21 protein-coding genes are annotated in these 25,218 nt (G+C 67.4%); 7 read left to right on the top strand and 14 right to left on the bottom strand.

Translation table 11 applies throughout. The features are described from left to right. Nucleotides 1-10: 10 nt before the first annotated feature. From tolR to PA6_RS16935, 4 genes are all read right to left on the bottom strand, one after another. On the bottom strand, nt 11-454 hold the full coding sequence (tolR, locus tag PA6_RS16920) for a protein TolR (protein WP_021702175.1): 444 nt from the start codon (nt 452-454) through the stop codon (nt 11-13). A gap of 11 nt (nt 455-465) precedes the next feature. After that, nucleotides 466-1,170 (bottom strand): protein TolQ, encoded by a 705-nt coding sequence (tolQ, locus tag PA6_RS16925; RefSeq protein ID WP_021702176.1) that lies wholly within the window; start codon nt 1,168-1,170, stop codon nt 466-468. A gap of 125 nt (nt 1,171-1,295) precedes the next feature. Continuing rightward, nucleotides 1,296-3,212 (bottom strand): phytase, encoded by a 1,917-nt coding sequence (locus tag PA6_RS16930; RefSeq protein ID WP_021702177.1) that lies wholly within the window; start codon nt 3,210-3,212, stop codon nt 1,296-1,298. Between the two features lie 173 nt (nt 3,213-3,385). Next, nucleotides 3,386-5,899, bottom strand: coding sequence for a TonB-dependent receptor (locus PA6_RS16935; RefSeq protein ID WP_021702178.1), 2,514 nt, complete (start codon nt 5,897-5,899; stop codon nt 3,386-3,388). A gap of 339 nt (nt 5,900-6,238) precedes the next feature. On the opposite strand from PA6_RS16935, the gene PA6_RS16940 reads away from it, so the two are divergent. The 3 genes from PA6_RS16940 (at nt 6,239) to PA6_RS16950 (ending at nt 9,672) form a co-directional block, all read left to right on the top strand. Further along, on the top strand, nt 6,239-7,156 hold the full coding sequence (locus PA6_RS16940) for a GGDEF domain-containing protein (protein ID WP_021702179.1): 918 nt from the start codon (nt 6,239-6,241) through the stop codon (nt 7,154-7,156). Nucleotides 7,157-7,166: 10 nt separating this feature from the next. Then, a complete protein-coding gene (locus tag PA6_RS16945; protein ID WP_021702180.1) occupies nt 7,167-8,201 on the top strand; it encodes an AraC family transcriptional regulator in 1,035 nt (344 codons plus the stop codon). A 94-nt stretch (nt 8,202-8,295) separates the two neighbouring features. Then, nucleotides 8,296-9,672 carry an L-serine ammonia-lyase gene (locus PA6_RS16950; RefSeq protein WP_021702181.1) on the top strand — a complete coding sequence of 459 codons (1,377 nt, stop codon included), beginning with the start codon at nt 8,296-8,298 and terminating at the stop codon, nt 9,670-9,672. A 64-nt stretch (nt 9,673-9,736) separates the two neighbouring features. Here PA6_RS16950 and PA6_RS16955 read toward each other — a convergent pair whose 3' ends face one another. The 7 genes from PA6_RS16955 to hutI form a co-directional block, all read right to left on the bottom strand. Beyond that, nucleotides 9,737-10,498: an ABC transporter permease gene (locus PA6_RS16955; RefSeq protein ID WP_021702182.1), complete on the bottom strand. Its 762-nt coding sequence runs from the start codon at nt 10,496-10,498 to the stop codon at nt 9,737-9,739. Then, on the bottom strand, nt 10,495-11,427 hold the full coding sequence (locus PA6_RS16960; RefSeq protein WP_021702183.1) for an ABC transporter ATP-binding protein: 933 nt from the start codon (nt 11,425-11,427) through the stop codon (nt 10,495-10,497). The genes PA6_RS16955 and PA6_RS16960 overlap by 4 nt, the downstream gene beginning before the upstream one ends. Nucleotides 11,428-11,514: 87 nt before the next feature. After that, nucleotides 11,515-12,225 (bottom strand): histidine utilization repressor, encoded by a 711-nt coding sequence (gene hutC, locus PA6_RS16965; protein WP_021702184.1) that lies wholly within the window; start codon nt 12,223-12,225, stop codon nt 11,515-11,517. A 183-nt stretch (nt 12,226-12,408) separates the two neighbouring features. Continuing rightward, nucleotides 12,409-13,944 carry a histidine ammonia-lyase gene (gene hutH / locus PA6_RS16970; protein ID WP_021702185.1) on the bottom strand — a complete coding sequence of 512 codons (1,536 nt, stop codon included), beginning with the start codon at nt 13,942-13,944 and terminating at the stop codon, nt 12,409-12,411. Between the two features lie 156 nt (nt 13,945-14,100). Beyond that, entirely contained in the window at nt 14,101-15,765 is a 1,665-nt protein-coding gene (gene hutU, locus PA6_RS16975) for a urocanate hydratase (protein ID WP_021702186.1), read from the bottom strand. Nucleotides 15,766-15,791: 26 nt separating this feature from the next. Beyond that, entirely contained in the window at nt 15,792-16,727 is a 936-nt protein-coding gene (gene hutG / locus PA6_RS16980; RefSeq protein WP_021702187.1) for a formimidoylglutamase, read from the bottom strand. Beyond that, nucleotides 16,717-17,934 (bottom strand): imidazolonepropionase, encoded by a 1,218-nt coding sequence (hutI, locus tag PA6_RS16985; protein WP_021702188.1) that lies wholly within the window; start codon nt 17,932-17,934, stop codon nt 16,717-16,719. The genes hutG and hutI overlap by 11 nt, the downstream gene beginning before the upstream one ends. 178 nt (nt 17,935-18,112) lie before the next feature. Between hutI and PA6_RS16990 the strand changes: the two genes are divergently transcribed. Beyond that, nucleotides 18,113-18,658, top strand: a complete 546-nt coding sequence (locus PA6_RS16990) for a HutD/Ves family protein (protein WP_021702189.1) — start codon at nt 18,113-18,115, stop codon at nt 18,656-18,658. A gap of 167 nt (nt 18,659-18,825) precedes the next feature. Here PA6_RS16990 and PA6_RS16995 read toward each other — a convergent pair whose 3' ends face one another. Next, nucleotides 18,826-20,265: a sodium:solute symporter family protein gene (locus tag PA6_RS16995; RefSeq protein ID WP_021702190.1), complete on the bottom strand. Its 1,440-nt coding sequence runs from the start codon at nt 20,263-20,265 to the stop codon at nt 18,826-18,828. A 634-nt stretch (nt 20,266-20,899) separates the two neighbouring features. Between PA6_RS16995 and PA6_RS17000 the strand changes: the two genes are divergently transcribed. The 3 genes from PA6_RS17000 to PA6_RS23905 all read left to right on the top strand — a co-directional run bounded on the left by PA6_RS17000 (nt 20,900) and on the right by PA6_RS23905 (nt 22,974). Then, nucleotides 20,900-21,841: a lysylphosphatidylglycerol synthase transmembrane domain-containing protein gene (locus tag PA6_RS17000; protein ID WP_043216866.1), complete on the top strand. Its 942-nt coding sequence runs from the start codon at nt 20,900-20,902 to the stop codon at nt 21,839-21,841. Between the two features lie 22 nt (nt 21,842-21,863). Then, entirely contained in the window at nt 21,864-22,592 is a 729-nt protein-coding gene (locus PA6_RS17005) for a class I SAM-dependent methyltransferase (RefSeq protein WP_021702192.1), read from the top strand. A gap of 133 nt (nt 22,593-22,725) precedes the next feature. After that, a complete protein-coding gene (locus PA6_RS23905; RefSeq protein WP_021702193.1) occupies nt 22,726-22,974 on the top strand; it encodes a hypothetical protein in 249 nt (82 codons plus the stop codon). 46 nt (nt 22,975-23,020) lie between these two features. Here the strand turns inward: PA6_RS23905 and PA6_RS17015 are convergent, their stop codons facing one another. Continuing rightward, nucleotides 23,021-24,100: a fatty acid desaturase family protein gene (locus tag PA6_RS17015; RefSeq protein ID WP_021702194.1), complete on the bottom strand. Its 1,080-nt coding sequence runs from the start codon at nt 24,098-24,100 to the stop codon at nt 23,021-23,023. Nucleotides 24,101-24,110: 10 nt separating this feature from the next. Beyond that, complete coding sequence (locus PA6_RS17020; RefSeq protein ID WP_021702195.1) at nt 24,111-25,193, bottom strand: ferredoxin reductase; 1,083 nt, start codon at nt 25,191-25,193, stop codon at nt 24,111-24,113. Nucleotides 25,194-25,218: the final 25 nt, after the last annotated feature.

Raw genomic sequence — 25,218 nt, forward strand, 5'->3', positions numbered from 1 at the left:
GCCAGCGTGCTCACTGCGGTGCCTCGGTGATCAGGCCGAGGTTGCTCACCCCGCCCTTCTGCAGCGCAGCCATGCCGGCCAGGACCGTGGCGTAGTCGGCGTGGCCGTCGGCGCGGATGTACACCTGGGTGTCGCTGCGCGCGGCAATCAGCGCGCCGACCTTGCTGGTCATCTCCTCCAGGCTCACGGCACTGTCGGTGCGGTGTTCGGTGTCCAGCTCGCTGCCAAGGTTCCAGTAGTAGCCGCCGTCGGCCTGCACCGAGAGGGTCAGCACCTGCTGCTGGCTGTCGGTCGGCAGCGCCTCGGCGGCGACCTTGGGTAGCTCGATCTTCACGCCCTGGGTGAGCATGGGCGCGGTGACCATGAAGATCACCAGCAGCACCAGCATCACGTCGATATAGGGCACCACGTTCATCTCGGCCTTGGGGCCGTGTTTGCACTGCGGCTTGCGCATCTCGCCTCTCCTCAGGCCGCCTGGGCCAGGCCGGATGCCGGCAGGCGCCGCTGCAGGCGGCCCTGCAGCTCGTTACCGAAGGCATACAGGCGGGTGCTCAGGGCCGCCACGCGGGCGGAGAAGCGGTTGTAGGCGATCACCGCAGGAATCGCCGCGAACAGGCCGATGGCGGTGGCGATCAGCGCCTCGGCGATGCCCGGGGCGACAGTGGACAGCGTCGCCTGCTGCACCTGCGACAGGCCGATAAAGGAATTCATGATTCCCCACACGGTGCCGAACAGACCGATGTAGGGGCTGACCGAGCCGATGGTGGCGAGCAGTGTCAGGCCTTTCTCCAGGCGCGCCTCCTGCTCGGAAATGGCCACCAGCAGGCTGCGCTCCACGCCGTCGATCAGCGTCTCGCGCGCCACCTGTGGATCACGGCGCAACTGCGCATATTCGCCATAGCCGGCGCGGAACAGCTGCTCCAGCGCGGCGTCGTCATCAGTGCGTTCGGCACCTTCGCGGTACAGGGTGGCGAGATCGCCTGTCTCGCGGAAGCGACGCAGGAAATCCCGCGCCAGGCGCTCGCTGCGACCCAGCAGCAGGCTGCGCTGGACGATCAGGTACCAGCTGGCCAGCGAAGCGGCAAGCAGGCTCAGCATGACCAGCTTGACCAGCAGGCTGGCGTCGTTGACCAGGCTCCAGACGGTCATCTGTTCCAGGGTGGCGTGCATGGTGTGGCTCCTCCTCAGGTGTGGGGGCGGGTCGTGCTTGCACGTCCCTCACCCCGGCCCTCTCCCGGGGGAGAGGGTGAATGGGTGCTATTCGATTACGCGGCGGTTACCGCCTGATGACAGGGCTATTCCAGGCCGAGGGCACGGGCGATGTCGGCCCAGGGCACCAGCTTGAAGTTCTGCGTGCTCTCCGGCATGCGCTTGCGCCCGTCCTGCACCACCAGCAGGCCCTGGCTCCAGGGCCCGCCGAGGTTGGCCGAGGTCACTTCCAGGCCGTCGGTCTCGGAGGCGCCGTCGATACCCAACTCGCCGTTGAGGCCGACGCGGAAGGCGCCCTTGAGCGCATAGGGCGGCTCGGCATCGAGCAGCAGGTAGCTGTCGTTGCCCTGGCTGGACACCACCAGGTAGTCGCGCTCCTCAGACTGGTACAGGCCGAGGCCCTCGACATCGGCATGCAGCGCGCCGCCGACCTTCATCACCTCGTGCAGCTCGGTGGGGCCGTCGGCACGGGCGTCCAGCGCCCACACGCCGGTGTCCTCCTCGCCGACGAACAGGCGCTGGCGCTGGTCGTCGGCCACGCAGCCCTCGGGCTGGCTGGCCACTGCGAAGCGCCGCACCAGCTCACCCGCGACCTCACCGCCGCTATCACTCAGGCGGTACTGCAGGAAGCTGCCGTCCTTGCCGTTGGCGAAGGCGTACAGCTCGCCGCTGGCCGGCTGGAACAGGCAGATGCCGTAGATTTCCTTGAGCGGCGTGCGAATCTCGCCGGCCTCGCGCAGCTCGCCGCTGGCGCGGTCGATGGCGAACACGGCGATGCTGTCGCGGTCACGGTTGCTGGCCACGGCCAGGTCGACGCGTTCGCCGCCCAGGCTGAAATTGGCGCGCACATCGACGTTGTTCAGCCGGCCCACCGGCAATTCCTGCAGCAGCGTGCCGTCCAGGTCGTAGACCAGCAGGCCCTGCTTCTTGTTGGTGCCGAGTACGCGCGAGCGCGCCGGGTTGACCGGGTCGACCCAGATCGCCGGATCGTCGGCGGCGTCACCGTGGCGGCCGACCGGTTCGCTCTGGCGCAACGCGGGGATATTCACCAGCGCCTCGGGCGCCGCCACCGGCTGCGGCTGCCAGGCCAGAGCACCCTCGTAGAAGCTGCCGCTGCCGTCGTCCTGCAGCAGAAGGTCGAGGCCCTGGGCACTCGGCCGCACGGCCAGGCGCTCGGGTTCCTCCAGGCCCGGCAGGTCAACCTTGCCGGCGGCCTTCCAGGTCTCGCCCTGGCGCTGGTACAGGTGCAGTTTGCCGGCGCCGACATCCAGCGCCAGCACGCCACCCGGCACGCTGGCCATGGCGCCCACGCCCTGCTCCAGGCCGCCGAAGGGTTTGACCATGTCCACCGGCACGCGGCTAGCTTCGGCCTCCGGATGCGCCGGATAGGCCCACAGGCCGACACCTTCCTCGTTCACCAGCAGCTGGTTGGCGGCATCGTCGACCTGGCAGAACTCGGCCTGTGGCGGCAGCGGCAGGCCGCGCACGCGCAGGGCCTCGGTGTTCAGCTCGCGGCCAGTACCGACCAGCCACTGCTCGCCACGGCCCTCCTCGCCGACCAGGAACAGGTAGAGGTTGGCCGCCTCGTCGCGGTACAGGCACAGGCCGGTCATCGCGTAGTCGCGGGCAGGCAGGGCCAGGCTGCGGCCCCACTGGCGCGTGGCCGGGTCGAGCAGCACCAGGGTCGGGCGCTGGCTGGCGGCGTCCAGGCTGGCGACCAGCAGCTGGCCGTCCAGCTCGCGGCTGTCGAGGCCGGTGAAGCGCCCGGGCAGGCGCGCCAGCTCGGCGCCCTGGGCATCGAGCAGCAGCAGGCCGCGCTGCTCGCTGGCGGCCAGGCGCTGCTCGCCGGCGAAGCGCAGGTCCTCGGCCTTGAGCTGGCTGGAGGCGCCCCAGGGGCTCAGGCTCAGCTTCGGCGCTGCGGCCGAAGCCGAGGAAGGCAGCTGGTCGCAACCGGCCAGCAGCAGACCGGCGAACAGCAGGGAAAGGGGGAACGATGGATGCATTGCGTCGGTAATCCTTGTGATGAAGCTTGCCTGGCAGACACAGCTCCCTCTCCCCTTGGGGAGAGGGTTGGGGAGAGGGGGCGACTCAGGCCCTCTCCCCCCCCTCTCCCGTAAACGGGAGAGGGGCTTATATCGCGCAGCCGGCCGTATGGCCGACGCGCAGCAGGCACGAGTCAGAAGTGGGTGAAGGTCAGGCCGAGCTTGTAGGTCGGGCCGTATTCCTCGTACTGGGCGTTGTAGGCATTACGCCCGGTGTAGACGTAGTAGCTCTCGTCGGTGAGGTTCTGCGCCTCGAACTTGAGCTGCAGCTCCTTGGTCAGGAAGTAGCCGGCGCTGAAGTCGACGAACACCTGGTCGTCCACGTGCAGGTCGTGCTGCTTGTCGTCGATGCCGGCGACCTCGTAGAGGTAGTCGGACTTGTAGTTGGCCGACAGGCGCAGGCTGAGCTTGTCGTTCTCCCAGCCGAGCATCAGGTTGCCGACGGTGTCGGACTGGAACGGTAGGTCGATATCGCGCGAAAGCTCGCGTCCGCTGTCGGCATCGAAGCCGCTGATGCTGGCGTCGGAGCGGCTGAAGGTGGCGTTAGCGCCCAGCAGCAGGCCGTTCCAGGGTGCCGGCAGCCAGTCGAACTTCTGCGAGTAGGCCAGCTCCAGGCCCCACAGGTCGGCGTTGTCACCGTTGGCGAAGGTGTTGGCCTCGGCGAAATCGACCCACTCGCCAGTGCCGGCCAGGTCGGCGTTGTAGACGAAGTTTTCGATGTCCTTGTAGAACAGGAAGGCGGACACCACGCCGGCGCGGCCCAGGTAGTGCTCGATGCCGAGGTCGTAGTTGCGCGACTCCAGCGGGTCGAGCGCCGGGTTGCCGAAGCTGGCCTCGTCGCCGTCGATGACGAAGCCTGGCGCCAGCTGGCCGAAGGTCGGCCGCACCACGCTGTGGGTGATGGCGGCACGCACCTGGGTGTCCTTGTCCAGCTGGTAGCGCGCGTGCAGGCCCGGCAGCCAGTGGTGGTAGTCGTTGCTGGCCTCGATGCTCTCGTAGTCGCCGTCGCGGATGCCGGTGCCCTTGGCCTCGAACTCGGTGCCCTCGTAGCGCAGGCCGGTGATGATGCGCAGGTCGTCGATGTCGAGGGTGTGCATCAGGTAGGCCGCGTTGATGTCCTCGCTCATGTCGAAGTCGTTGACCCGCGACTCCTCTTCGTTGAAGAACTCGCTGCGGTCCAGGCCGCCGATCAGGTCTTCGATGCGGTCCGCCGACAATCCGGGGCCGAAGCGGTCCAGGCTGTAGTCGACCGTGCCCTTGGTGAACTGGTCCATGCCCAGTTGCTCGTCGCTGAAACCGAAGTCGCCGAGGTCCTCGTAGGTCCAGATATCGGTGTCGTTGCTCTTGTCGCGGCGGCTGAGCTTGCCACCGAACTTGACCTGGGCGGCGTGGCCGGCCAGGTCGTAGTCACGGGCGGCGTCGAGCTTGATGTTCTTCTCGGTGTCTTCGGTGTTCTCCTTGGCCCACTCCACCTCGCTGAGGCTGAAGCTGGCCGGGTCGTAGAAGTCGTCGCCGACGTTCAGCCGCGGCTTGCGGGTGCTGTCGAAACCGACATCGGCGAAGTCGTCGTTGCCTTCGAACAGCGCGCCGCCAATGTGTCCGGGCGTGTCCTCGCTGGACTGGCTGTAGCCGACCTGGCCGTTGAAGGTCCACTGGCCGACCAGCTGCTCGCCGCCCAGTACGAAGGACTGGATCTCCTGGGTTTCCTCGCGGTCCTTCAGCTCGCGCCAGCCCTCGGCATCACCCGCCTCGCCGGGCTGCTGGGCATCGGCGAACTCGACACCGGCGGCGTTGCGCGTCTCGGTGTCCTTGAAGCGGCTGTACAGGGTGCGCAGGTAGTAGCTGGAAAAGTCGTCCGGGCGGTAGTCGAAGTTCAGGCCCAGGCCGCTGCGCTCGCGGCGGATGTCGTAGTCGCGCTGCTCAAGCTGTGCGAGCCGGGCGCCGTCCTCGAAGTCCCAGTCGCCGCCGGTCTCGACGTTGTCCGAGCCGAAATCACGCTGCTGCCAGCTCAGCGCGGCGGCTACGCCGAAGTTGTCGGTGCCGTCGCCAAGGCTGAAACGGTCGCTGATGGCGCCGGAGAATTTCGGGCTGGTCTGCTCGGTGTTGTCGTCGTAGCTGCCCTCGGCGCTGCCGGTGTAGAACAGGCCCTTGTGGTCGAAGGCCGACAGGCTCTCCACTTCGATGGTGCCGCCGAGCGAGTTGGCGTCCATGTCCGGGGTCAGGGTCTTGACCACCGACAGCGACTGCACCAGCTCGGACGGCAGCACGTCGAGGGCCACGGCGCGGCGATCGGCCTCCGGCGAGGGGATCAGGGTGCCATTGACGCTGACGCTGTTGAGGTCCGGGCCCAGGCCACGCACGCTGACGAAGCGGCCCTCGCCCTGGTCGCGCTCGACGCTCACGCCCGGCAGGCGCTGGGTGGACTCGGCGACGTTCTGGTCCGGCAGCTGGGCCACGCCGTCGGCGTGCACGGTGCTCTGTACGCTGTCGGAGCGGCGCTGCTCCTTGAGTGCCTGATCGATGCTGGCGGCCTGGCCGATCACCTCGACATATTCGTCGGCCGCCCACAGCGGGGTGGCGGCGATGGCCAGCGCCAGGACGCTGACGGTAAAACCCGCACGGCGGGCATTGAGTTGGCGTTTGTACATGCTGATCTCCCCAGATAAGCGTTGCGGCCGGACCAGTGCCCGGCGACCTGGGGCGCAAGCTAGGAGCCGCGGATGACGCTTCTGTGACAGGGTTTCGGCGCAGGCCCGATTTGCCCGGATTGGCCGGCCGATCTGAGCCGAAATGACCCAGGCGCAGGCCTTCCTGGTAGGCCGGGTGAACCCCGCGAGCCCGCACCAGCGCGGGTTTGACCCGCCCTACCCTGGGCCCGGGAAAAATAATCGGCATCTGCCCTGAGCCGATTCGACCTCCCCCGCTGCAACCATTCGGTCACATGGCTCTGCTCTGCTGACGCCCGAACCTCTTGCGCGGAGCCCACCATGCCCACTCTGTTCGGTCTGCATCGCCTGAAACTGGCCGCCCTGCTGCTGGCCGCCAATGCCGCCCTGCTGCTGCACCTGGGCGCCGGCGACCTCAAGCCGATGAGCGACTGGGTGTGGCTGGATATCCTCGGCGAAGGTGGCTCGGCCCTGCTCTGCCTGGTCTGGCTCGGCCTGGTACTGAAGAGCCGGCCCGCCGGGCGGGTGACCAACTTCCTCGCAATGGGCCTGGGGCTGGTGTTCCTCTCCTGGTGGGTGGACGCCCTCGACGAGTTCATCCTGCTGCCGGATGCCATAAGCTGGGACCACTGGCTGGAGTCGGCGCCAATGCCGCTCGGCCTGGTCCTGCTGACCCTTGGCATCTACCACTGGCACCGCGAGCAGCTGGCCATCAGCGCGCAGATGGAGAAGCGCGAGCGGCTGTTCCGCGAGCACCTGCTGTTCGACAAGCTGACCCCGCTGAACACCGCCGACTACCTGCGCCGGCAGCTGCAGCAGAGCCTGGCCGAGGCGCGCGCCGCGCAGCAGCCGCTGTCACTGGTGATCCTCGACCTCGACGACTTCAGCCAGATCAACCGCCTGCATGGCCACGCCGAGGGCGACCGCGTGCTGCAGGCGCTGACCCAGCTGCTGCTGCTCAACCTGCGCCACCGCGACCTGCTTTGCCGCCTGGCCGGTGATCGTTTCGTGGTGCTGTTACCCAATACCGGCGCACGCGAAGCGCAACTGCTGGCCGAGGAGCTGCGCCTGGCCGTGGCGCACCTGGCGTACAAGGCCCGCGCCCATGGCGAGCGCCTGCAGCTGCAGGCCAGCACGGCCGCCGTGATGGCCCTGCAGGACGATGCCGATGGTCTACTGCAACGCCTCAACCTGGCGCTGGCCAAGGCCAAGCAGCCGCCCTACGCGCACAGCGCCTGAGGCCGCCGCCATGACCCTGCCGACCGACTGGTACGAATGCGACAGCCGCTTCATCCCCGGCCACTGGCAGCCGGCCGTGCTGCTCGACCTGGCCCTGTCGCGCGGTATCGACAGCCACCGCCTGCTGCGCGGCAGCGGCCTGTTCCACGAGGACATCCTCAGCGGCCAGGCGCGCCTGAGCCCGCAGCAGTTCCTCTGCCTGATCGACAATGCGCGGCGCCTGCTCGAGGCCGACGACAGCAGCTTCCTGTTCGGTCAGCGTCTGCTGCCGGGGCACTACGGCCCGGCCAGCCATGCCCTGCAGCATGCCGCCGACCTGCGCCAGGCGCTGGACGTGCTCGCCGACCAGCGCGCCCTGCTCAGCCCGCTGCTCAGCCCGCGCCTGCTGCTCGACGAGCAGTACCTGTACCTGTACTGGCTGGATAGCTGTGGCATCGGCGCCCAGCGGCGCTTCCTGCTGGAAGCCTCGTGCACCGCGCTGGTGGCCATGAGCCGCTGGCTGGCCGGCCAGGCCCTGCCCTGGCAATGCAGCTTCAGCCACGCCCAGCCGCGCTACGTGGAACAGTACTGGGTACACCTGGGCGAGACGGTACGCTTCGACGCGCCGCTGGACCTGATGCGCCTGCCACGCGAGTACTTGCACCAGCCCTGGCCCGGCGCCGCGCTCACCGCCGGGCGCGCCGCGCAGCAACAGGGCCTGGCGCAGCTCGATGCCCTGGGCTTTCGCGCTGGCCTGCTGGATCGCCTGTACAGCTACCTGCTGGCGCATATCCGCGAACCGCTGCAGCTGGAGGGCGTGGCCCTGGCCCTGGGCATGAGCGCCTCGACCCTCAAGCGCAAGCTGCAGAAGCACGGCACGCATTTCCAGGAACAGCTGGACCAGGCGCGCAAGCACGTCGCCCTGTACCTGTACCAGGTGCGCGGCTATGGCAACGAGGAAGTCGCCGCCTATCTGCAGTTCAACGACACCACCAATTTCCGCCGCTCGTTCAAGCGCTGGACCGGCCTGGTGCCGAGCCAGGCGCGGCAGATGTTCGGGCTGTAGCGCGGCGAAGGTCGGCAACTCGGGGTCGCATCCGCGACGGATCGCCGCAGGCTTAGGGTGTAAGCTTGTGACCATCCAGTCACAGGAGTACCTCATGGCCCTCGGCGTTTTCGACCTGTTCAAGATCGGCATCGGCCCCTCCAGCTCGCACACCGTGGGGCCGATGCGCGCCGCCGCGCGTTTCATCGACGGGCTGCGGCGCGAGGGGCTGCTGGCAGCCACCGCCAGCCTCAAGGTCGAGCTGTACGGCTCGCTCGGCGCCACCGGCAAGGGCCACGGCAGCGACAAGGCCGTGCTGCTGGGCCTGGAGGGCGAGCAGCCGGACACGGTCGACACCGCCACCATCGACAGCCGCCTGGCCGCCCTGCGCGCCAGCGGCGAGCTGCAACTGGGCGGCGAGAAGACCATCCGCTTCGTCGAGAAGGAGCACCTGGCACTGATCAGGAAGCCCCTGGACTACCACCCCAACGGCATGATCTTCCGCGCCTTCGACGCCGCCGGCCTGCAGCTCCGCGCCCGCGAGTACTACTCGGTGGGCGGCGGCTTCGTGGTGGACGAGGAAGCGGCCGGCGCCGACCGCATCGTCGAGGACCGCACCGAGCTGGCCTACCCCTTCAAGACCGCCAAGCAGCTGCTGGCGCTGTGCGCCGAGCACAACCTGTCGATCAGCCAGCTGATGCTGGCCAACGAGGCGGCCTGGCGCCCGGAGGCGGAGACCCGCGCCGGCCTGCTGAACATCTGGCAGGTGATGCAGGACTGCGTCACCGCCGGCTGCCGCAACGAGGGCACCATGCCCGGCGGCCTCAAGGTACGCCGCCGCGCCGCCTCCCTGCATCGCCAGCTCAGCCAGAACCCCGAGGCCAGCCTGCGCGACCCGTTGACGGTGATGGACTGGGTCAACCTCTACGCCCTGGCGGTCAACGAGGAGAATGCCAGCGGCGGCCGCGTGGTCACCGCGCCCACCAATGGCGCGGCCGGTATCGTGCCGGCGGTGCTGCACTACTACCGGCGCTTCGTGCCCGGCGCCAATGACGACGGGGTGGTGCGTTTCCTGCTCACCGCCGCGGCCATCGGCATTCTGTACAAGGAAAACGCCTCGATCTCCGGCGCCGAAGTCGGCTGCCAGGGCGAGGTCGGGGTGGCCTGTTCGATGGCCGCCGGGGCCCTGTGCGAAGTGCTGGGCGGAACCATCCAACAGGTGGAGAACGCTGCCGAGATCGGCATGGAGCACAACCTGGGACTGACCTGCGACCCGGTCGGCGGGCTGGTCCAGGTGCCGTGCATCGAGCGCAACGCCATGGGCTCGATCAAGGCGATCAACGCCGCGCGCATGGCCCTGCGCGGCGATGGTCAGCACTTCATCTCGCTGGATCGGGTGATCCGCACCATGCGTGACACCGGCGCGGACATGAAGAGCAAGTACAAGGAAACCGCCAGGGGCGGCCTGGCGGTCAATATCATCGAGTGCTGAGGCGCTGCACGACGTGCTCATGAAAACGGAGGCCTAGGCCTCCGTTTCTGTACGCAGCTACCGCTCAGTGACGCAGCCGATAGCCGGTCCTGAAGATCCAGCTGACCACCGCCACACAGGCCAGCAGGAAGCCGCCGATCATGCCCAGGCTCAGCCCCAGGCTGACGTCGGCGACGCCGAAGAAGGCCCAGCGAAAGGCGCTGATCAGGTACACCACCGGGTTGAACAGGGTGATCTTCTGCCACAGCTCAGGGAGCATGCTGATCGAGTAGAAGCTGCCGCCGAGGAAGGCCAGCGGCGTGACGATCAGCGCCGGCACGATCTGCAGCTTCTCCCAGCCATCGGCCCACACGCCGATGATGAAGCCGAACAGGCAGAAGGTGATGGCCGTCAGCACCAGCAGCGCCAGGGCCCAGAACGGGTGGGCCAGTTCGAAATCGACGAACAGCATCGAGGTGAAGAAGATGATCAGGCCGAGGATCACCGACTTGGTCGCCGCCGCGCCGACATAGCCGACCAGGATCTCGAAGTAGGACACCGGCGCCGAGAGGATCTCGTAGATAGTCCCCGAGTACTTGGGCATGTAGATGCCGAACGAGGCGTTGCCGATGCTCTCGGTGAGCAGCGCCAGCATGATCAGGCCGGGCACGATGAAGGCGCCGTAGCTGACGCCGTGCACCTCGGTCATGCTGCTGCCGATGGCCGAGCCGAACACCACGAAGTACAGCGACGTGGAGATCACCGGGGTGGCGATGCTCTGCAGCAGGGTGCGCCAGGTGCGGGCCAGCTCGAACAGGTAGATGGCCTTGATGGCATAAAGGTTCATGCGCGCTCCTTGTCGTGCACCAGGCTGACGAAGATGTCCTCCAGCGAGCTTTCGCTGGACTGCAGGTCCTTGAAGTCGATGCCGTGCTGAGCCAGGTCCTTGAGCAGCTCGGCGATGCCGGTGTGCTCGTGCTGGGCGTCGAAGGTGAACACCAGGGCATGACCGTCGTCGGTCAGCTCCAGGCCATAGCTGGCCAGCTGCGCCGGCACGCTGGCCAGCGGGTGCTTGAGCTGCAGGGTCAGCTGCTTCTTGCCGAGCTTGTGCATCAGCACCTGCTTGTCCTCCACCAGGATGATCTCGCCCTTGCGGATCACCCCGATGCGGTCGGCCATCTCCTCGGCTTCCTCGATGTAGTGGGTGGTGAGGATGATGGTCACGCCGCGCTCGCGCAGGCGCCGCACCATGTTCCACATGTCGCGGCGCAGCTCGACGTCGACGCCGGCGGTGGGCTCGTCGAGAAACAGGATCGACGGTTCGTGGCTCAATGCCTTGGCGATCATCACCCGGCGCTTCATGCCGCCGGACAGTTCGAAGATCTTGGCGTCGCGCTTGTCCCACAGCGACAGATCCTTGAGCAGCTGCTCCAGGTACTGTGGATCAGGTTTCTTGCCGAACAGACCGCGGCTGAACCTGACCGTGGCCCAGACCGTCTCGAACACGTCGTTGACCAGCTCCTGCGGTACCAGGCCGATGGCCGAGCGCGCGGCGCGGTAGTCGGCCTTGATATCAAAGCCGGCGACCCGCACCCGGCCCGCGCCGGGATTGACGATGCCGCAGATGATGCTGATCAGGGTGGTCTTGCCGGCGCCGTTGGGGCCCAGCAGGGCGAAGATCTCGCCTTTGCGGATCTCCAGATTGATGTGCTTGAGGGCGGAGTGACCGGACTTGTAGGTCTTGCTCAGGTTCTCGACCGCGATTACCGATTCCACGGCGGCTCCTTGGTCTGGCGGGAAAACAGCGATTGTAGAGCAGGAAGCATCACCATCGCTCGCCAAGCCTGACGCAACGGCCAGGTATCAGCGGCGCTTGTTATGGGAACGCAGTTTGTAGCGGTCGCCGGGGTGGAGCAGGCGGGCGTAGCTGACCAGGTGTTCGTCCGACCAGGTGCGACGGATCATCGACAGGCAGGGCGCGGCCGGGTCGATGTCCAGCCAGGCGGCGGTCTGCGCGTCCACCAGCACGGCCTCGACCACGTGCTCGACATCGGAGATCGGGCAGCTGGCCACCAGCACCTCGTTGGGCGTCTGCTGGCTGAAATCGCTGTCCAGGTAATGCGGCACCCAGCGCGGATTGACGAAGCGGTCTTCCAGCTGGATCGGCACGCCGTCCTCGCGGTGCACCAGGATGCTGTGGAACACCTGGGCGCCCAGGCGCAGGCCGAGGCGCAGGGCCACCTCGTCGTCGGCCGCCAGCGCCTCGCAGCGCAGCACGTCGTTGCTGTAGGCGTGGCCACGGCCGCGCACCTCGGCGGCGATGTTCATCACCTCGTGCAGCGAGGATTCGGCCTTGCGGTCGGTGACGAAGGTGCCGAGGCCGGCCTGGCGCACCAGGTAGCCCTGCTGCACCAGGTTGTTGATCGCCTTGTTGGCGGTCATGCGGCTGACGGCGAAGTCGCGCGCCAGCTGCTCTTCCGGGGGAATCTGGTGGTGGACCGGGTAGGCGCCGCCGCGAATGCGTTCGAGCAGGAAGTCCTCGATGGCCTTGTAGCGCGGGGTGCTGCTGGTCACGGTGGCTCCTTGGAATTGCCCGGTTGCGGCGGATGATAGCGGAGCTTGGCGCCCCTCTCCCACTGGTGGGAGAGAGGACGGGGCGGCCCGCGTAGGCCCAGCCCTCTCCCCAACCCTCTCCCGTGAACGGGAGAGGGGGCGGCCCGTCTGTCCCTTCAGTCCGTAGCACGCTTCTTTAGTACATCAGCCCACCGACGGCAGCATCCCGGCCGGCAGCAACGGCGTCAGCACGCGCTCGGCGAGCAACTCGTCGGCGGCGGCGATGTCCGGGGCGAAGAAGCGGTCTTCGACGTAATAGGGCACCCTGGCACGCAGGAGCTCACGGGCCTGTTCCAGGGCCGGCGAGCTCTTCAGCCCCTCGCGGAAGTCCAGGCCCTGGCAGGCACCCAGCCACTCCACGGCGAGTACGCCACGGGTGTTGGCGGCCATGTCCCAGAGGCGCTTGCCGGCGTTCGGCGCCATCGACACATGGTCTTCCTGGTTGGCCGAAGTGGGCAGGCTGTCGACGCTGTGCGGGTGGGCCAGGGCCTTGTTGTCGCTGGCCAGGGCCGCGGCCGTGACCTGGGCGATCATGAAGCCCGAGTTGACCCCGCCATTGGCCACCAGGAAGGGCGGCAGCTGCGACATATGCTTGTCCATCATCAGCGAGATGCGTCGCTCGGACAGCGAGCCCATTTCCGCGATGGCCAGGGCGATATTGTCGGCAGCCATGGCCACCGGCTCGGCGTGGAAGTTGCCGCCGGAGATCACCTCGCCCTCGGCGGCGAACACCAGCGGGTTGTCCGACACCGCGTTGGCCTCCACCGCCAGCACCTCGGCGGCCTGGCGCAGTTGGGTCAGGCAGGCACCCATCACCTGCGGCTGGCAGCGCAGCGAATAGGGGTCCTGCACCTTGTCGCAGGCGGCGTGGGAGCGGCCGACTTCGCTGCTGGCGCCGAGCAGGTGGCGGTAGGTGGCGGCCGCGTCGATCTGGCCTTTCTGCCCACGGGCGGCATGGATGCGCGCATCGAAGGGCGCCCGCGAGCCCAGCGCCGCTTCCACGGTGAGGGCGCCGCAGACGCTGGCGGCGGCGTACAGGTCCTCGGCCTCGAACAACCCGCGCAGGGCGTAGGCGGTGGACACCTGGGTGCCGTTGAGCAGGGCCAGGCCCTCCTTGGCGGCCAGGGTCATCGGCTCCAGGCCGGCGATGGCCAGCGCCTCGGTCGCCGGCAGCCACTCACCTTTATGCCGCGCCTGGCTTTCCCCCAGAAGAACGAGCGACATATGCGCCAGCGGCGCCAGATCGCCGGAGGCGCCCACCGAGCCTTTCAGCGGGATATGCGGATAGACCTCGGCGTTGACCAGGGCGATCAGCGCCTCGATCACCTTGCGCCGGATACCGGAGAAGCCACGCGCCAGGCTGTTGATCTTGAGCAGCATGATCAGCCGCACCATGGCATCACTCAGCGGCTCGCCGATGCCGGCGGCATGCGACAGCACCAGCGAACGCTGCAGCTTCTCCAGGTCGGCGGTGGCGATGCGGGTCGAGGCCAGCAGGCCGAAACCGGTGTTGATGCCGTAGGCGGTGCGGCCCTCGGCGATGATCTGGTTGACGCAGGCGACGCTGGCGTCGATGGCCTCATGGGCCGCGGCGTCCAGGGTCAGGTGCACGGGCGCCTGGTAGGCGGCGCGCAGATTGGCCAGGGTCAGCTGGCCGGGTTTCAGGTTCAGCGTATTCATGTTCTGTCTTCCACAGAGCGTGTTCAAAGTCTCGCGAGCTAGAGCCAAAGGGTGGCGCAAATGGCTGAGGACGCGGAGTTTACGAGCGGTAAATGAGCAGTCCGAAGCCATTTGCAACGCCGTTTGGCCGACGCGCAGCAGGCTTTGGACATGCTCTCAGCCGATCATCGGCAAGTTCAGGCCCTGCTCGCGGGCGCAATCGATGGCGATCTGGTAGCCGGCATCGGCGTGGCGCATCACCCCGGTGCCCGGGTCGTTGGTCAGCACGCGGGCGATACGCGCGGCGGCTTCATCGGTGCCGTCGCAGACGATGACCATACCGGAATGCTGGGAGAAGCCCATGCCCACGCCGCCGCCATGGTGCAGCGAGACCCAGGTGGCGCCGCTGGCGGTATTCAGCAGGGCGTTGAGCAGCGGCCAGTCGGACACGGCGTCGGAGCCGTCCTGCATCGCCTCGGTCTCGCGGTTGGGGCTGGACACCGAGCCGCTGTCCAGGTGATCGCGACCGATCACGATGGGCGCCGACAGCTCACCCGAACGTACCATCTCGTTGAAGGCCAGGCCGAGCTTGGCGCGCAGACCCAGGCCGACCCAGCAGATACGCGCCGGCAGGCCCTGGAAGCTGATGCGCTCGCGGGCCATGTCCAGCCAGCGGTGCAGGTGGGCGTCGTCAGGAATCAGTTCCTTGACCTTGGCGTCGGTCTTGTAGATGTCCTGCGGATCACCGGACAGCGCGGCCCAGCGGAACGGGCCGATGCCGCGGCAGAACAGCGGGCGGATATAGGCCGGGACGAAGCCGGGGAAGTCGAAGGCGTTGGCCACGCCCTCCTCCTTGGCCATCTGGCGGATATTGTTGCCGTAGTCGAAGGTCGGCACGCCCATCTTCTGGAAGTCGAGCATGGCCTGCACGTGCACGGCCATCGACTGCTTGGCGGCCTTGACCACGGCTTGCGGGTCGGTCTGCGCGCGGTCCTTGTACTCGGCCCAGGTCCAGCCGATCGGCAGGTAGCCATTGAGCGGGTCGTGGGCGCTGGTCTGGTCGGTGACCATATCCGGGCGCACGCCACGCTTGACCAGCTCCGGCAGGATCTCGGCGGCGTTGCCCAGCAGGGCGACGGAGATGGCCTTGCCTTCGGCGCAGTACTTGGCGATGCGCGCCAGGGCGTCGTCCAGGTCATTGGCCTGCTCGTCGACGTAGCGGCTGCGCAGACGGAAGTCGATGCGCGACTGCTGGCACTCGATATTCAGCGAACAGGCACCGGCCAGGGTAGCGGCCAGCGGCTGGGCGCCGCCCATGCCGCCGAGACCGGCGGTCAGTACCCAGCGGCCCTTGAGGTCGCCGCCGTAGTGCTGGCGACCAGCCTCGACGAAGGTTTCATAGGTGCCCTGGACGATGCCCTGGCTGCCGATGTAGATCCAGCTGCCGGCAGTCATCTGGCCGTACATGGCCAGGCCCTTGGCGTCCAGCTCGTTGAAGTGTTCCCAGGTGGCCCAGTGCGGCACCAGGTTGGAGTTGGCGATCAGCACGCGCGGTGCATTGCTGTGGGTCTTGAACACGCCGACCGGCTTGCCGGACTGCACCAGCAGGGTCTCGTCGTCGTTCAGTTCCTTCAGGGTCTCGACGATCTTGTCGTAGCACTCCCAGTTGCGCGCGGCGCGGCCGATGCCGCCGTACACCACCAGTTCCTTGGGGTTCTCGGCCACGTCCGGGTCGAGGTTGTTCATCAGCATGCGCAGCGGCGCTTCGGTCAGCCAGCTCTTGGCATTCAGCGTGGTGCCGCGCGGGGCGCGGATTTCAACGTCACGGTACTTGGTGGTCACAGCGGTTTCCTCTTGTTGTTCGGCGCTCAGAGGCTGAGCAGGTGGATGAGGCGCGCCGCCGCCTTGGCGGTGCGGCTATCAATGTCGTGTTCGGGGTTGAGCTCGGCGAAGTCGACCAGGCGCAGCTTGCCGCTGGCCTTGAGCCGTTCGAGCAGCGGCTCCAGCAGCTCCAGGCGCACCCCGCGCGCGGCCGGGGCGCTGACCCCGGGGGCCTCGCAGGCCGGCAGCACGTCGATGTCGAAAGTCAGGTAGAGGGCGTCGCAGTTGGCGGCGAAGGCGTCCAGCTCGGCGCCGATGGCGTCCAGGGTCGACTCGCGGATCTCGCGGTCCTCGCGCACCAGCACGCCCAGCTCGGCGGCGCGGGCGAACAGCGCGCGGGTGTTGCTGGCGCGGCTGACGCCGAGGCAGGCATAGCGGAATGGCCAGCCGCGGGCGGCGCTGGCCTCGGCGATCTGAGCGAAGGGAGTGCCGGAGGAGTGCACATGGGCCGGGTCGCGCAGGTCGAAATGGGCATCGAAGTTGACGATGCCAATCTTCGGGGCATGGTTGCCGGACAGGTGTTCGGCCAGCCCGGACCAGCTGCCGTAAGCCACTTCGTGGCCACCACCGAGCACCAGCGGCAGGTGGCCAGCATCCAGCAGCGCGCAGACGTTGCGCCCCAGGCGCGCCTGCGCGCCTTCCAGGTCGCCGTATTCGCAGGCCACGTCGCCGGCGTCATAGGCCGGCGCCCGGCGATGCCAGGCCAGGTTGGCCAGAGCCTTGCGCAGCGCCTGCGGCCCACCGGCGGCGCCGACGCGGCCGTGGTTGCGGCGCACGCCCTCGTCGCAGGCGAAGCCGAGCAGGGCCAGGCCAGGCTGGCTGTCTTCGCTCAGCGCTCTTATGCGCTGGTGCCAGCGTGGGCTGTCCGGCTCGGGGTCGACGCGGCCGGTCCAGCAGGCCATGGAATGGCGGTCAGCGTGCATGGGTAATCTCTCCACAGAAGATGCGCTGGCGCAGGCGCCCGGCCTGCACCGCGTAGGCCAGCTCGGCGGGCTGGCGGATATCCCACAGGCACAGGTCGGCGGGCGCGCCGACGGCGATGCGGCCCAGCTCCGGCAAGCCGAGGGCGCGGGCGGCGTGGGCGGTCATGCCGGCCAGGGCCTCGCGCGGGGTGAGGCGGAACAGGGTGCAGGCCAGATGGGCCATCAGGGTGGGCAGGCAGATCGGCGAGGTGCCGGGGTTGGCGTCGCTGGCCACGGCCATCGGCACCTGGTACTGGCGCAGCAGCTCGATGGGCGGCAGCTGGGTTTCGCGCAGCACCTGGAAGGCGCCGGGCAGCAGCACGGCCACCGTGCCGGCTTCGGCCATGGCGCGCACGCCGGCCTCATCGAGGTATTCGACATGGTCGGCGGACAGTGCGCCGTACCTGGCCGCCAGGGCGCTGCCACCGAGATTGGACAGTTGCTCGGCGTGTGCCTTGATCGCCAGGCCATGCTCGCGCGCGACCTGGAAGATGCGCTCGCAATGCGCCGGGGAGAAGCCGATGCCCTCGCAGAACACGTCCACCGCGTCGGCCAGGCCTTCACGGGCGACCGCCGGGATCATCTGCTCGCAGACCAGGCGCACATAGTCGTCGGCACGGCCGGCGTATTCCGGCGGCAGTGCATGGGCGCCGAGCAGCGTAGTCATTACCCGCACCGGACGCAGCTCGCCGAGGCGGCGGGCCACGCGCAGCATTTTCAGCTCGTCGGCGACGGTCAGGCCGTAACCGGACTTGATCTCGACCGTGGTCACACCATCGGCCAGCAACACATCCAGGCGCGGCAGGCTGGCGGCAATCAGCTGGTCCTCGCTGGCGGTCCGGGTGGCGCGCACGCTGCTGAGGATGCCGCCGCCGGCGCGGGCGATCTCCTCGTAGCTGACGCCTTCCAGGCGCTGCTCGAACTCACCGGCACGGTCGCCGGCATACACCAGGTGGGTATGGCAGTCGACCAGGCCTGGGGTCATCACCCCACCGCACCCGACCTTGTCGGCACCGATGGCCAGGGCCGGGTCGAACTCGCGCTCGGGCCACAGGCCGGCGATGTGGTCGCCCTCCACCAGCACGGCCATGGGCTCGGGCAGCACCTGCAGGCCATCGAAGAGGGTCAGGTCGCGCCAGAGCAGGCGCTTGCGGGAAGACTGGGACATTGCGGAGCTATCCTCGGCGTTAATGTATATACATTTAAACCGTGACCAGCGAGTCGTCAACCCCCACGCTGCAATCCAGACGGCTAAACAACCATAGAGACACATGGAAACCGCACCGCGGGATGGACGGGGAGCCGTCTTTTGCTCAAATATGTATATACATTAAGGGGAGAAAAACATGCCCATCCAGCTCATCGACCTCGACTGTCTGCCCGCCAGCACCTGGAAGAACGGCGGTGGCAGCACCCGCCAGCTGGCCATCGCCCCGGCCGCGGCCGGGCTGGATGACTTCGCCTGGCGCATCAGTTGCGCGCGGGTGAGCGGCGCCGGCCCCTTCTCCGCCTTCCCCGGCATCCAGCGCAGCCTGGCGCTGCTGGAGGGCGAACTGCTGCTGCAACGGCAGAGCGGTACCACGACCTTGTGCGCCGGCGGCAAGTCGCTGGACTTTTCCGGCGAGGAGCCGATCAGCGCTAGGCCACTGGCCGGCGAGGTGCTCGATCTGAACCTGATGAGTCGGCGCGCCGACTGGCAGCAGGGGCTGAAGTCCTTGCAGCTGCATGGAGAAATGCCACTGACCGAGCTCGCCGAGGTGCGCCTGCAGGATGGCCACGCATTCAGCCTGCATGCGCGCCAGGCCTTGCTGCTGAACGATGAGCCGGGCGAACTGCACCTGCATGGCCAGCAGGCGCACTGCTATCTGGGCCTGCTGCGCCGGCTGAGCTGAGGGCAGGTAGCCCGGATGCAATCCGGGGAGGCAGGAGGCCCCGCTCCCGGATTGCATCCGGGCTACGTCAGGCCGGGCCTGTGCATGCCCTCTCCCCCTATGCCGAATTACCGGCCGCAACGAAAAGACCCCGCCGGGGCGGGGTCTTCTTTATCAATACGCGACGCTTACTGCGGCTGGGCGATCAGCATGCCGTTGTCGTTGCGCTTGAACTGCGGCAGCAGGGTACCGATGACCATGCCGGCGATGCTGAACAGCAGGCCAGCCAGCTGCGGCGGCCAGAAGGCCTCCTCGGTCCAGCTGTACTCCAGGTAGATCCACGAGCACAGGCCGAAGGCGATGGCGACCAGCGCGCCCTGGGTGGTGGCACGCTTCCAGAACAGGCCGGCGAACAGCGGCACCACGGCGGCGACCAGGGTCACCTTGTAGGCATTGCCGACCATCTCGTAGATGCTGGCATCGGAGTACAGGGCGAAGGTCAGAGTGGCAACGGCGCATACCAGGATGGTGCAGCGCATCAGCAGCAGGAACTGCTTGTCGTTGAGCTCCGGCAGGAAGCGCTTGAGCACGTTCTCGGTCAGCGTTACCGACGGCGCCAGCAGGGTGCCGGAGGCGGTCGACATGATGGCCGACAGCAGCGCGCCGAAGAACATGATCTGGGCGAACAGCGGAGTCTTTTCCAGGATCAGCAGCGGCAGGATCATCTGCGCATCCTCGGCCAGCCACTTCTGCACCAGCGCCGGATCGATCATCGAGGCGGCGTACACCAGGAAGATCGGCAGCATGCAGAAGGCCAGGTAGAACACGGCGCCGGCCATGGAGGCGCGAGCGGCGATGTTTTCCGTCTTGGCCGACATCACGCGCTGGTACACGTCCTGCTGCGGAATCGAGCCGAGCATCATGGTCACCGCCGCGCCAATGAAGGCGACGATGTCCTTCGGCTCGAAGCTGTGCATGAAGGTGAACTTGCCTTCGCTGGCAGCCTTGCTGATCACCAGGTCGGCACCGCCGGCCATGTCGCTGAACAGCCAGACCAGGTAGATCAGACCGACCACGATGATGATCATCTGGAAGAAGTCGGTCAGGGCGATCGACCACATGCCGCCGAACAGGGTGTACAGCAGGACGATGAAGGTGCCCAGCAGCATGCCCTGGGTGGTGCTGATGGCACCATCGGAAAGCACGTTGAACACCACGCCGAGAGCGATCAGCTGGGCGGCGATCCAACCCAGGTAGGACATGACGATAACCAGGCTGACGATCAGCTCGACCTGCGAGCCATAGCGCTTCTTGAAGTAGTCACCGATGGTCAGCAGGTTCAGGCGATACAGCGGACGGGCGATAATCGCGCCGACGATGAACAGGCACCAGAAGGAACCGAAGGGGTCCTCGACAATGCCGGCGAAGCCTTCCTCGAGGAAGGTGGCGGGAATGCCCAGTACCGCCTCGGAACCGAACCAGGTGGCGAACACCATGGCCGCGACGATGGGGAAGCCCATGCTGCGACCGCCGGATGCGAAGTCTCGGGTGTTGTGTACCCGGGTGGAGGCATAGAAACCGATGGCCACGGTGGCCAGCAGGTACAGCGCGACGAACCAGATCAGCATTTTTCCGTTCCAGCGACATCGGCCCGCCACAGGCTGCCCCGCAAGGCGGAGGGGCTGGGACGGCGGGCTACAGGTTTTTGTTATGGCCCTCCTGGCCTGCTTTGAACACGGAGCACCGATGATCCCCGCGCCAGGCCGCGCAGTCTGGCAAAACCGTAAAATATGTCAAACAAAATTGGCCGTTTTTATGCTCACAGCCGACGACATGCCTTGTTACGAACTGTAAACCACTGAAAAACCTGCACTAGAACCCGGCACACCGGCAGCGGGCAGTTGCATATTTTTGACAGTACAACCACGACCTCAGCGCTGCAGCGCCGGCCCCGGCATGGCCATCACGCCGCACTGCCACGTTCCCGGGCAACGCCTGGCGGCGACGCTCAGCACGGCGCCAGCGGCAGCCCTCTGGAGACCGTCACAGCCGCCGTCGTTATTCGCCTGCACACCAGCAATGGCGGCACTCCGACAGCCCGGGGCGAAGCACTCTGTAACACCCGCCGCAAACGCGCAGCTTGAGCCCAGCGCTCGCCTTCGGGATACTGCACGCCGATTTGCACACCGCCTGCCCGCTTTACCGCGTGTGCGCCCAAGTAGCCAATGGACTGCGTTGAAAGAAGACGGGGAGCCATCGTCGATGATGAAGAGAAGCGACTGGATCTGGACCGTCATCGGTTTGGCCGCAGTCGTATTTTCCTGCTACCTGCTCTACAAGGAGATTCGCACCATCTCCCTGGACGAGCTGCAGGACAGTCTCCACGCCATCCGTCTGCACAACTGGCTGATGGCCGCCGGCGCCACCCTGGGCGCCTACTTCGCGCTGGCCTGGTACGACCGCATCGCCATCGCTCACCTGGGCAAGAAGATCTCCTGGTGGTTCATCACCCTCTGCTCCTTCACCACCTACGCCCTGGCCCACAACATCGGCGCGTCGGTGTTCTCCGGTGCGGTGGTGCGCTACCGCGCCTACAGGAGCAAGGGCCTGGCGCCGCAGGATATCGGCGTGCTGATAGTGTTCTGCTCCTTCACCTTCGCCCTCGGCGTGCTGCTGTCAGGTGGCGCCGTGCTGATCTGCCAGCCCGAGCTGATCCGCCGCGTGGTCGATGTCGGGCCCTGGCTGTCGGTCGCCATCGGCGCGATTCTGCTGGGTCTGGTGGCGCTCTACGTGCTCGGCTCCTGGCGCCAGTTCAAGCCCTGGACCTGGGGCAAACTGCGCGTCGAATATCCACGCCTGGGCATCGTCGCCCGCCAGCTGGTTGCCGGTCCGCTGGAGCTGGCCTGCGCCGCGGCGATCATCTACTTCGCCCTGCCGGCCGAGAGCAATCCGGGCTACCTGGTGGTGCTCGGGGTATTCCTCGCCTCCTTCTCCCTGGCCCTGCTGTCGCATGCCCCCGGCGGCCTGGGGGTGCTGGAAGTGACCTTCCTCGCCGCCATGCCGGAGCTGCCCAAGGTCGATGTGCTGGCCGCGCTGATCGTGTTCCGCGCCTTCTACCTGCTGCTGCCGTTCGCCCTGTCGCTGCTGGTGGTGCTCGGCTTCGAATGGACACAATGGCGCCAACGGCGCGAGCAACGGGGCTGAGGGCTCCGGCGAGGGATACGCCATGCACAGCATCGAACGCATCTACCCGCCCGACCTCGACCCTGCCAGCCCGGGCGACCAGAACGCACTGCGCATCCACCTGGAACGTTACGAGTTCGCCGCCCGTCATCTGTGCGGCGAGCAGGTGCTGGACATGGCCTGCGGCTGCGGTTACGGCAGCGCCCTGCTGGCCGAGCGACACCCGGACAAACAGGTGACGGGCGTCGACATCGACCCTGCCGCCATCGCCTACGCCCGCCAGCACTACCAGCTGCCCAACCTGCGTTATGTCTGCGCCGATGCCGAATCCTTCGCCGCCACGCAGCGCTTCGACAGCATCGTCAGCCTGGAAACCATCGAACACCTGCCCAACCCGCGCCAGCTGGTGGCCAACTACGCGCGCCTGCTCGCGGCCGGCGGCCGGGTCATCGCCTCGGTGCCGATCACGCCGACCCTCGACGGCAACCCGCACCACCTGCACGACTTCAGCCGCAGGAGCTTCCTCGCCCTGTTCCGTCACCATCGCCTGCGCCCTGATACCCAGGAGCTGGAGCAGATCCAGTGGTGGCAATTCCGCGGCCTGTTCTCCCGCCGTCCGGACCACGCCAAGCGTCATCGCTCCGAAGGCGTAGGCAACGCGGTGCTGAACTACTACCGACGCCACCCCACCTACCTGCTCGCGCGCCTGGCATCGATGCTCCGCTACGGTTTCAGCAACCGCTACCTGACCTGCCTGTTCATCGCCGAATAGCCCGTTGCAGAGCCTGCGCAGCCGCCATTAGCGGCATCGATGGGCAACATCAGGACGATCAACTTTTGTCTCGCCGGCGCCTGAGTACCATGTGCTCCGTAGCCACTTTCCTGCTCCTTCGAGGAGACCCGAGATGAAAAAGCAACTGATCGCCAGCCTGATCCTGTCCACCCTGAGCTTTGGCGCTTTCGCCCTGCCGGGTGACGAACAACCGCCACTGACCGAGCTGCAGCAGATCCGCAGCCCGTCCACTGTCACCGAGGGCGGCGCGGACCGCCTGATCAAGATCCGCCATGTCGCCGAAGGCGGTTCTGATCGCCTGCTCGAAAACCGCCGTGTTGCCGAAGGCGGTGCCGAGCGGGTCGCGCGTCGCACCGCCTGATCAGGCCTCGCGCAGCCCCACAAAGCCCGGCGCCTGCCGGGCTTTTTTATTGTGCCGGCGTCAGCGGCGGCAGGCGGTAGATCCAGATGCGCCGCAATACGCTGGCGAACTGCCGCGACAGGCGCCCGCTGTTGTAGAACTGGCCATAGCGCGCGGCAATCTCGCGTACACGCGGCGCCAGCTCGGCATAGCGGCGCGCCGGCAGGTCGGGGAACAGGTGGTGCTCGATCTGGTGGCTGAGGTTGCCGGTGAGGATATGGAACAGGCGACCCCCCTCCAGGTTGCTGGAGCCGCGCAGCTGGCGCAGGTACCAGTGCCCACGGCTCTCCCCTTGCACCGACTCCTGGCTGAACACCGCCGCGCGCTCGGTGAAGTGGCCGCAGAAGATCACCAGGAAGGTCCACAGGTTGCGCAGCAGATTGGCCAGCACGTTGCCCGCCAGCACCGCCAGGGCGTTGGCACCGAGCAGCAGCGCCAGCAGGGGGAACAGGGCGTAGTCCTTGAACCACTGGCGCGCGACCTTGAGGCCGAACTGGCGCAGCAGCGGGCGTACCTCGGCGCCGCTGATGCGGCCCTTGTACCACTTGTCCAGGCGTAGGTGCTGGATCGCCACGGCGTACTGGAACAGCAGCGCCTGCAGCGTGACCCACAACGGCTGCCAGCGGTAGAAGGGCTTCCAGCGCTGCTCGGGGAACAGGCGCACCACGCCGTAGCCGACGTCGTCATCCATGCCGATCACATTGGTCCAGGTGTGATGGGTATGGTTGTGCGTGTGCCGCCAGAAGTCGGCCGGGCCGACGATGTCCCACTCGTAGCGACGCCCGGCCAGCTCCGGATCGTTCATCCAGTCGTACTGGCCGTGCATCACGTTGTGGCCCAGCTCCATGTTCTCGAGGATCTTGCCCAGGCCCAGCAACAGGCTGCCAAGCAACCAGGTCGGCGGGAACCAGCCGAACATCAGCAGCGCGCGGCCGCTCCAGCAGCACAGGCGCACCGCGCCGCGCATCCGGCGGATGTAGCGGGCATCGCTCTCGCCCAGCGAGGCGAGGGTCTGGCGGCGCAGTTCATCCAGCTCGGCGGCAAAGGCGTCGAGTTCCACGGGGGTCAGTTCACGGTCAAGTCGCATCGTCGTTGTCCTAGAGATCGAGTTGCACATCGCCCAGCGGCGCGCTGACGCAGATACGGATCGGCTGGCCGGGTTCGGCGAAGGCCTGGCCGCTGCGCAGGTCGCGCACCGCGCCACCCAGCAGGGTGCAGGTACAGCCGGCACAGATGCCTTGGCGGCAGCCATGGGCCGGCCGCAAGCCGGCCGCCTCGGCCTGCTCCAGCAGGCTGCGCGAGCCGTCGCCCTGGCTTTCCAGGCGGCTGCGGGAGAAGTTCAGGCGCAGCGCCTGGCCGGCCTCCGGCGCGTACCGCAGGGGACTGAAAGCCTCCGCCTGCAGCGCGCCGACAGCGCTCGCCCGCACCGCCTCGACGAACCCTGCCGGCCCGCAGGCGAGCAGGGCAAAGCCCTCCATGCCCTGCAGGTGCGCAGCCCGGAAGCGCCCGCCCTGCGGCTCCGCCTCGGGACCGGTGAGCTGCCAGTGCACCTGCAGATTCGGGTGGCGCTGCATCAGCGTCTGCAGCTCGGCGGCATATGCCTGCTGGCCGCTGGCACGCACGTAGTGCAGCAGCGTCACCGGCGCCGCATAGCCGGCTTGCAGCGCCTCGCGCAGCAGCCCGAGCAGTGCCGTGATACCGCTGCCGGCGGCGAGCAGCCCGACGCCAGGTGCCGCTTGCGGCCAGCACAGCTCGCCCTGGGCCACGCCCAGTTCGACCAGATCGCCCACCGCCAGGTGGTCGAGCAGATGATTGGAGAAGCGGCCACCCGGCTGACGACGAATGCCCAGCTCGATGCCGCCGCCACGTTCGACCCGGGTCAGGCTGTAGCTGCGACTGTGGCGCACCCCGTCGATCGGCAGGTACAGCTGCACATGCTGGCCTGGGCGCCAGCCACGCGCATTGCCATTGCAGCGCAGGCGCAGCGCCAGCAGGTCGTCACTGACCCAGCAGCGCCCCGCCACCCGGGCGAAGACCCGATTCAGGCGCCAGGCCGGGTGCAGCCAGGCCAGCACGGCGTCGACTTCCGACTCGCGCAGCCAGCCTCGCGCAACCAGTACGCGCAAAGGCCCCAGCAGCGGTGCCAGCCAGCGGATGACGGAAAGAGGCAAGAGCGACATGCGGCATATTCCAGTGAACAAGTGT

It is taken from the genome of Aquipseudomonas alcaligenes NBRC 14159 (genome assembly GCF_000467105.1).
GTDB classification, from domain to species: domain Bacteria; phylum Pseudomonadota; class Gammaproteobacteria; order Pseudomonadales; family Pseudomonadaceae; genus Aquipseudomonas; species Aquipseudomonas alcaligenes.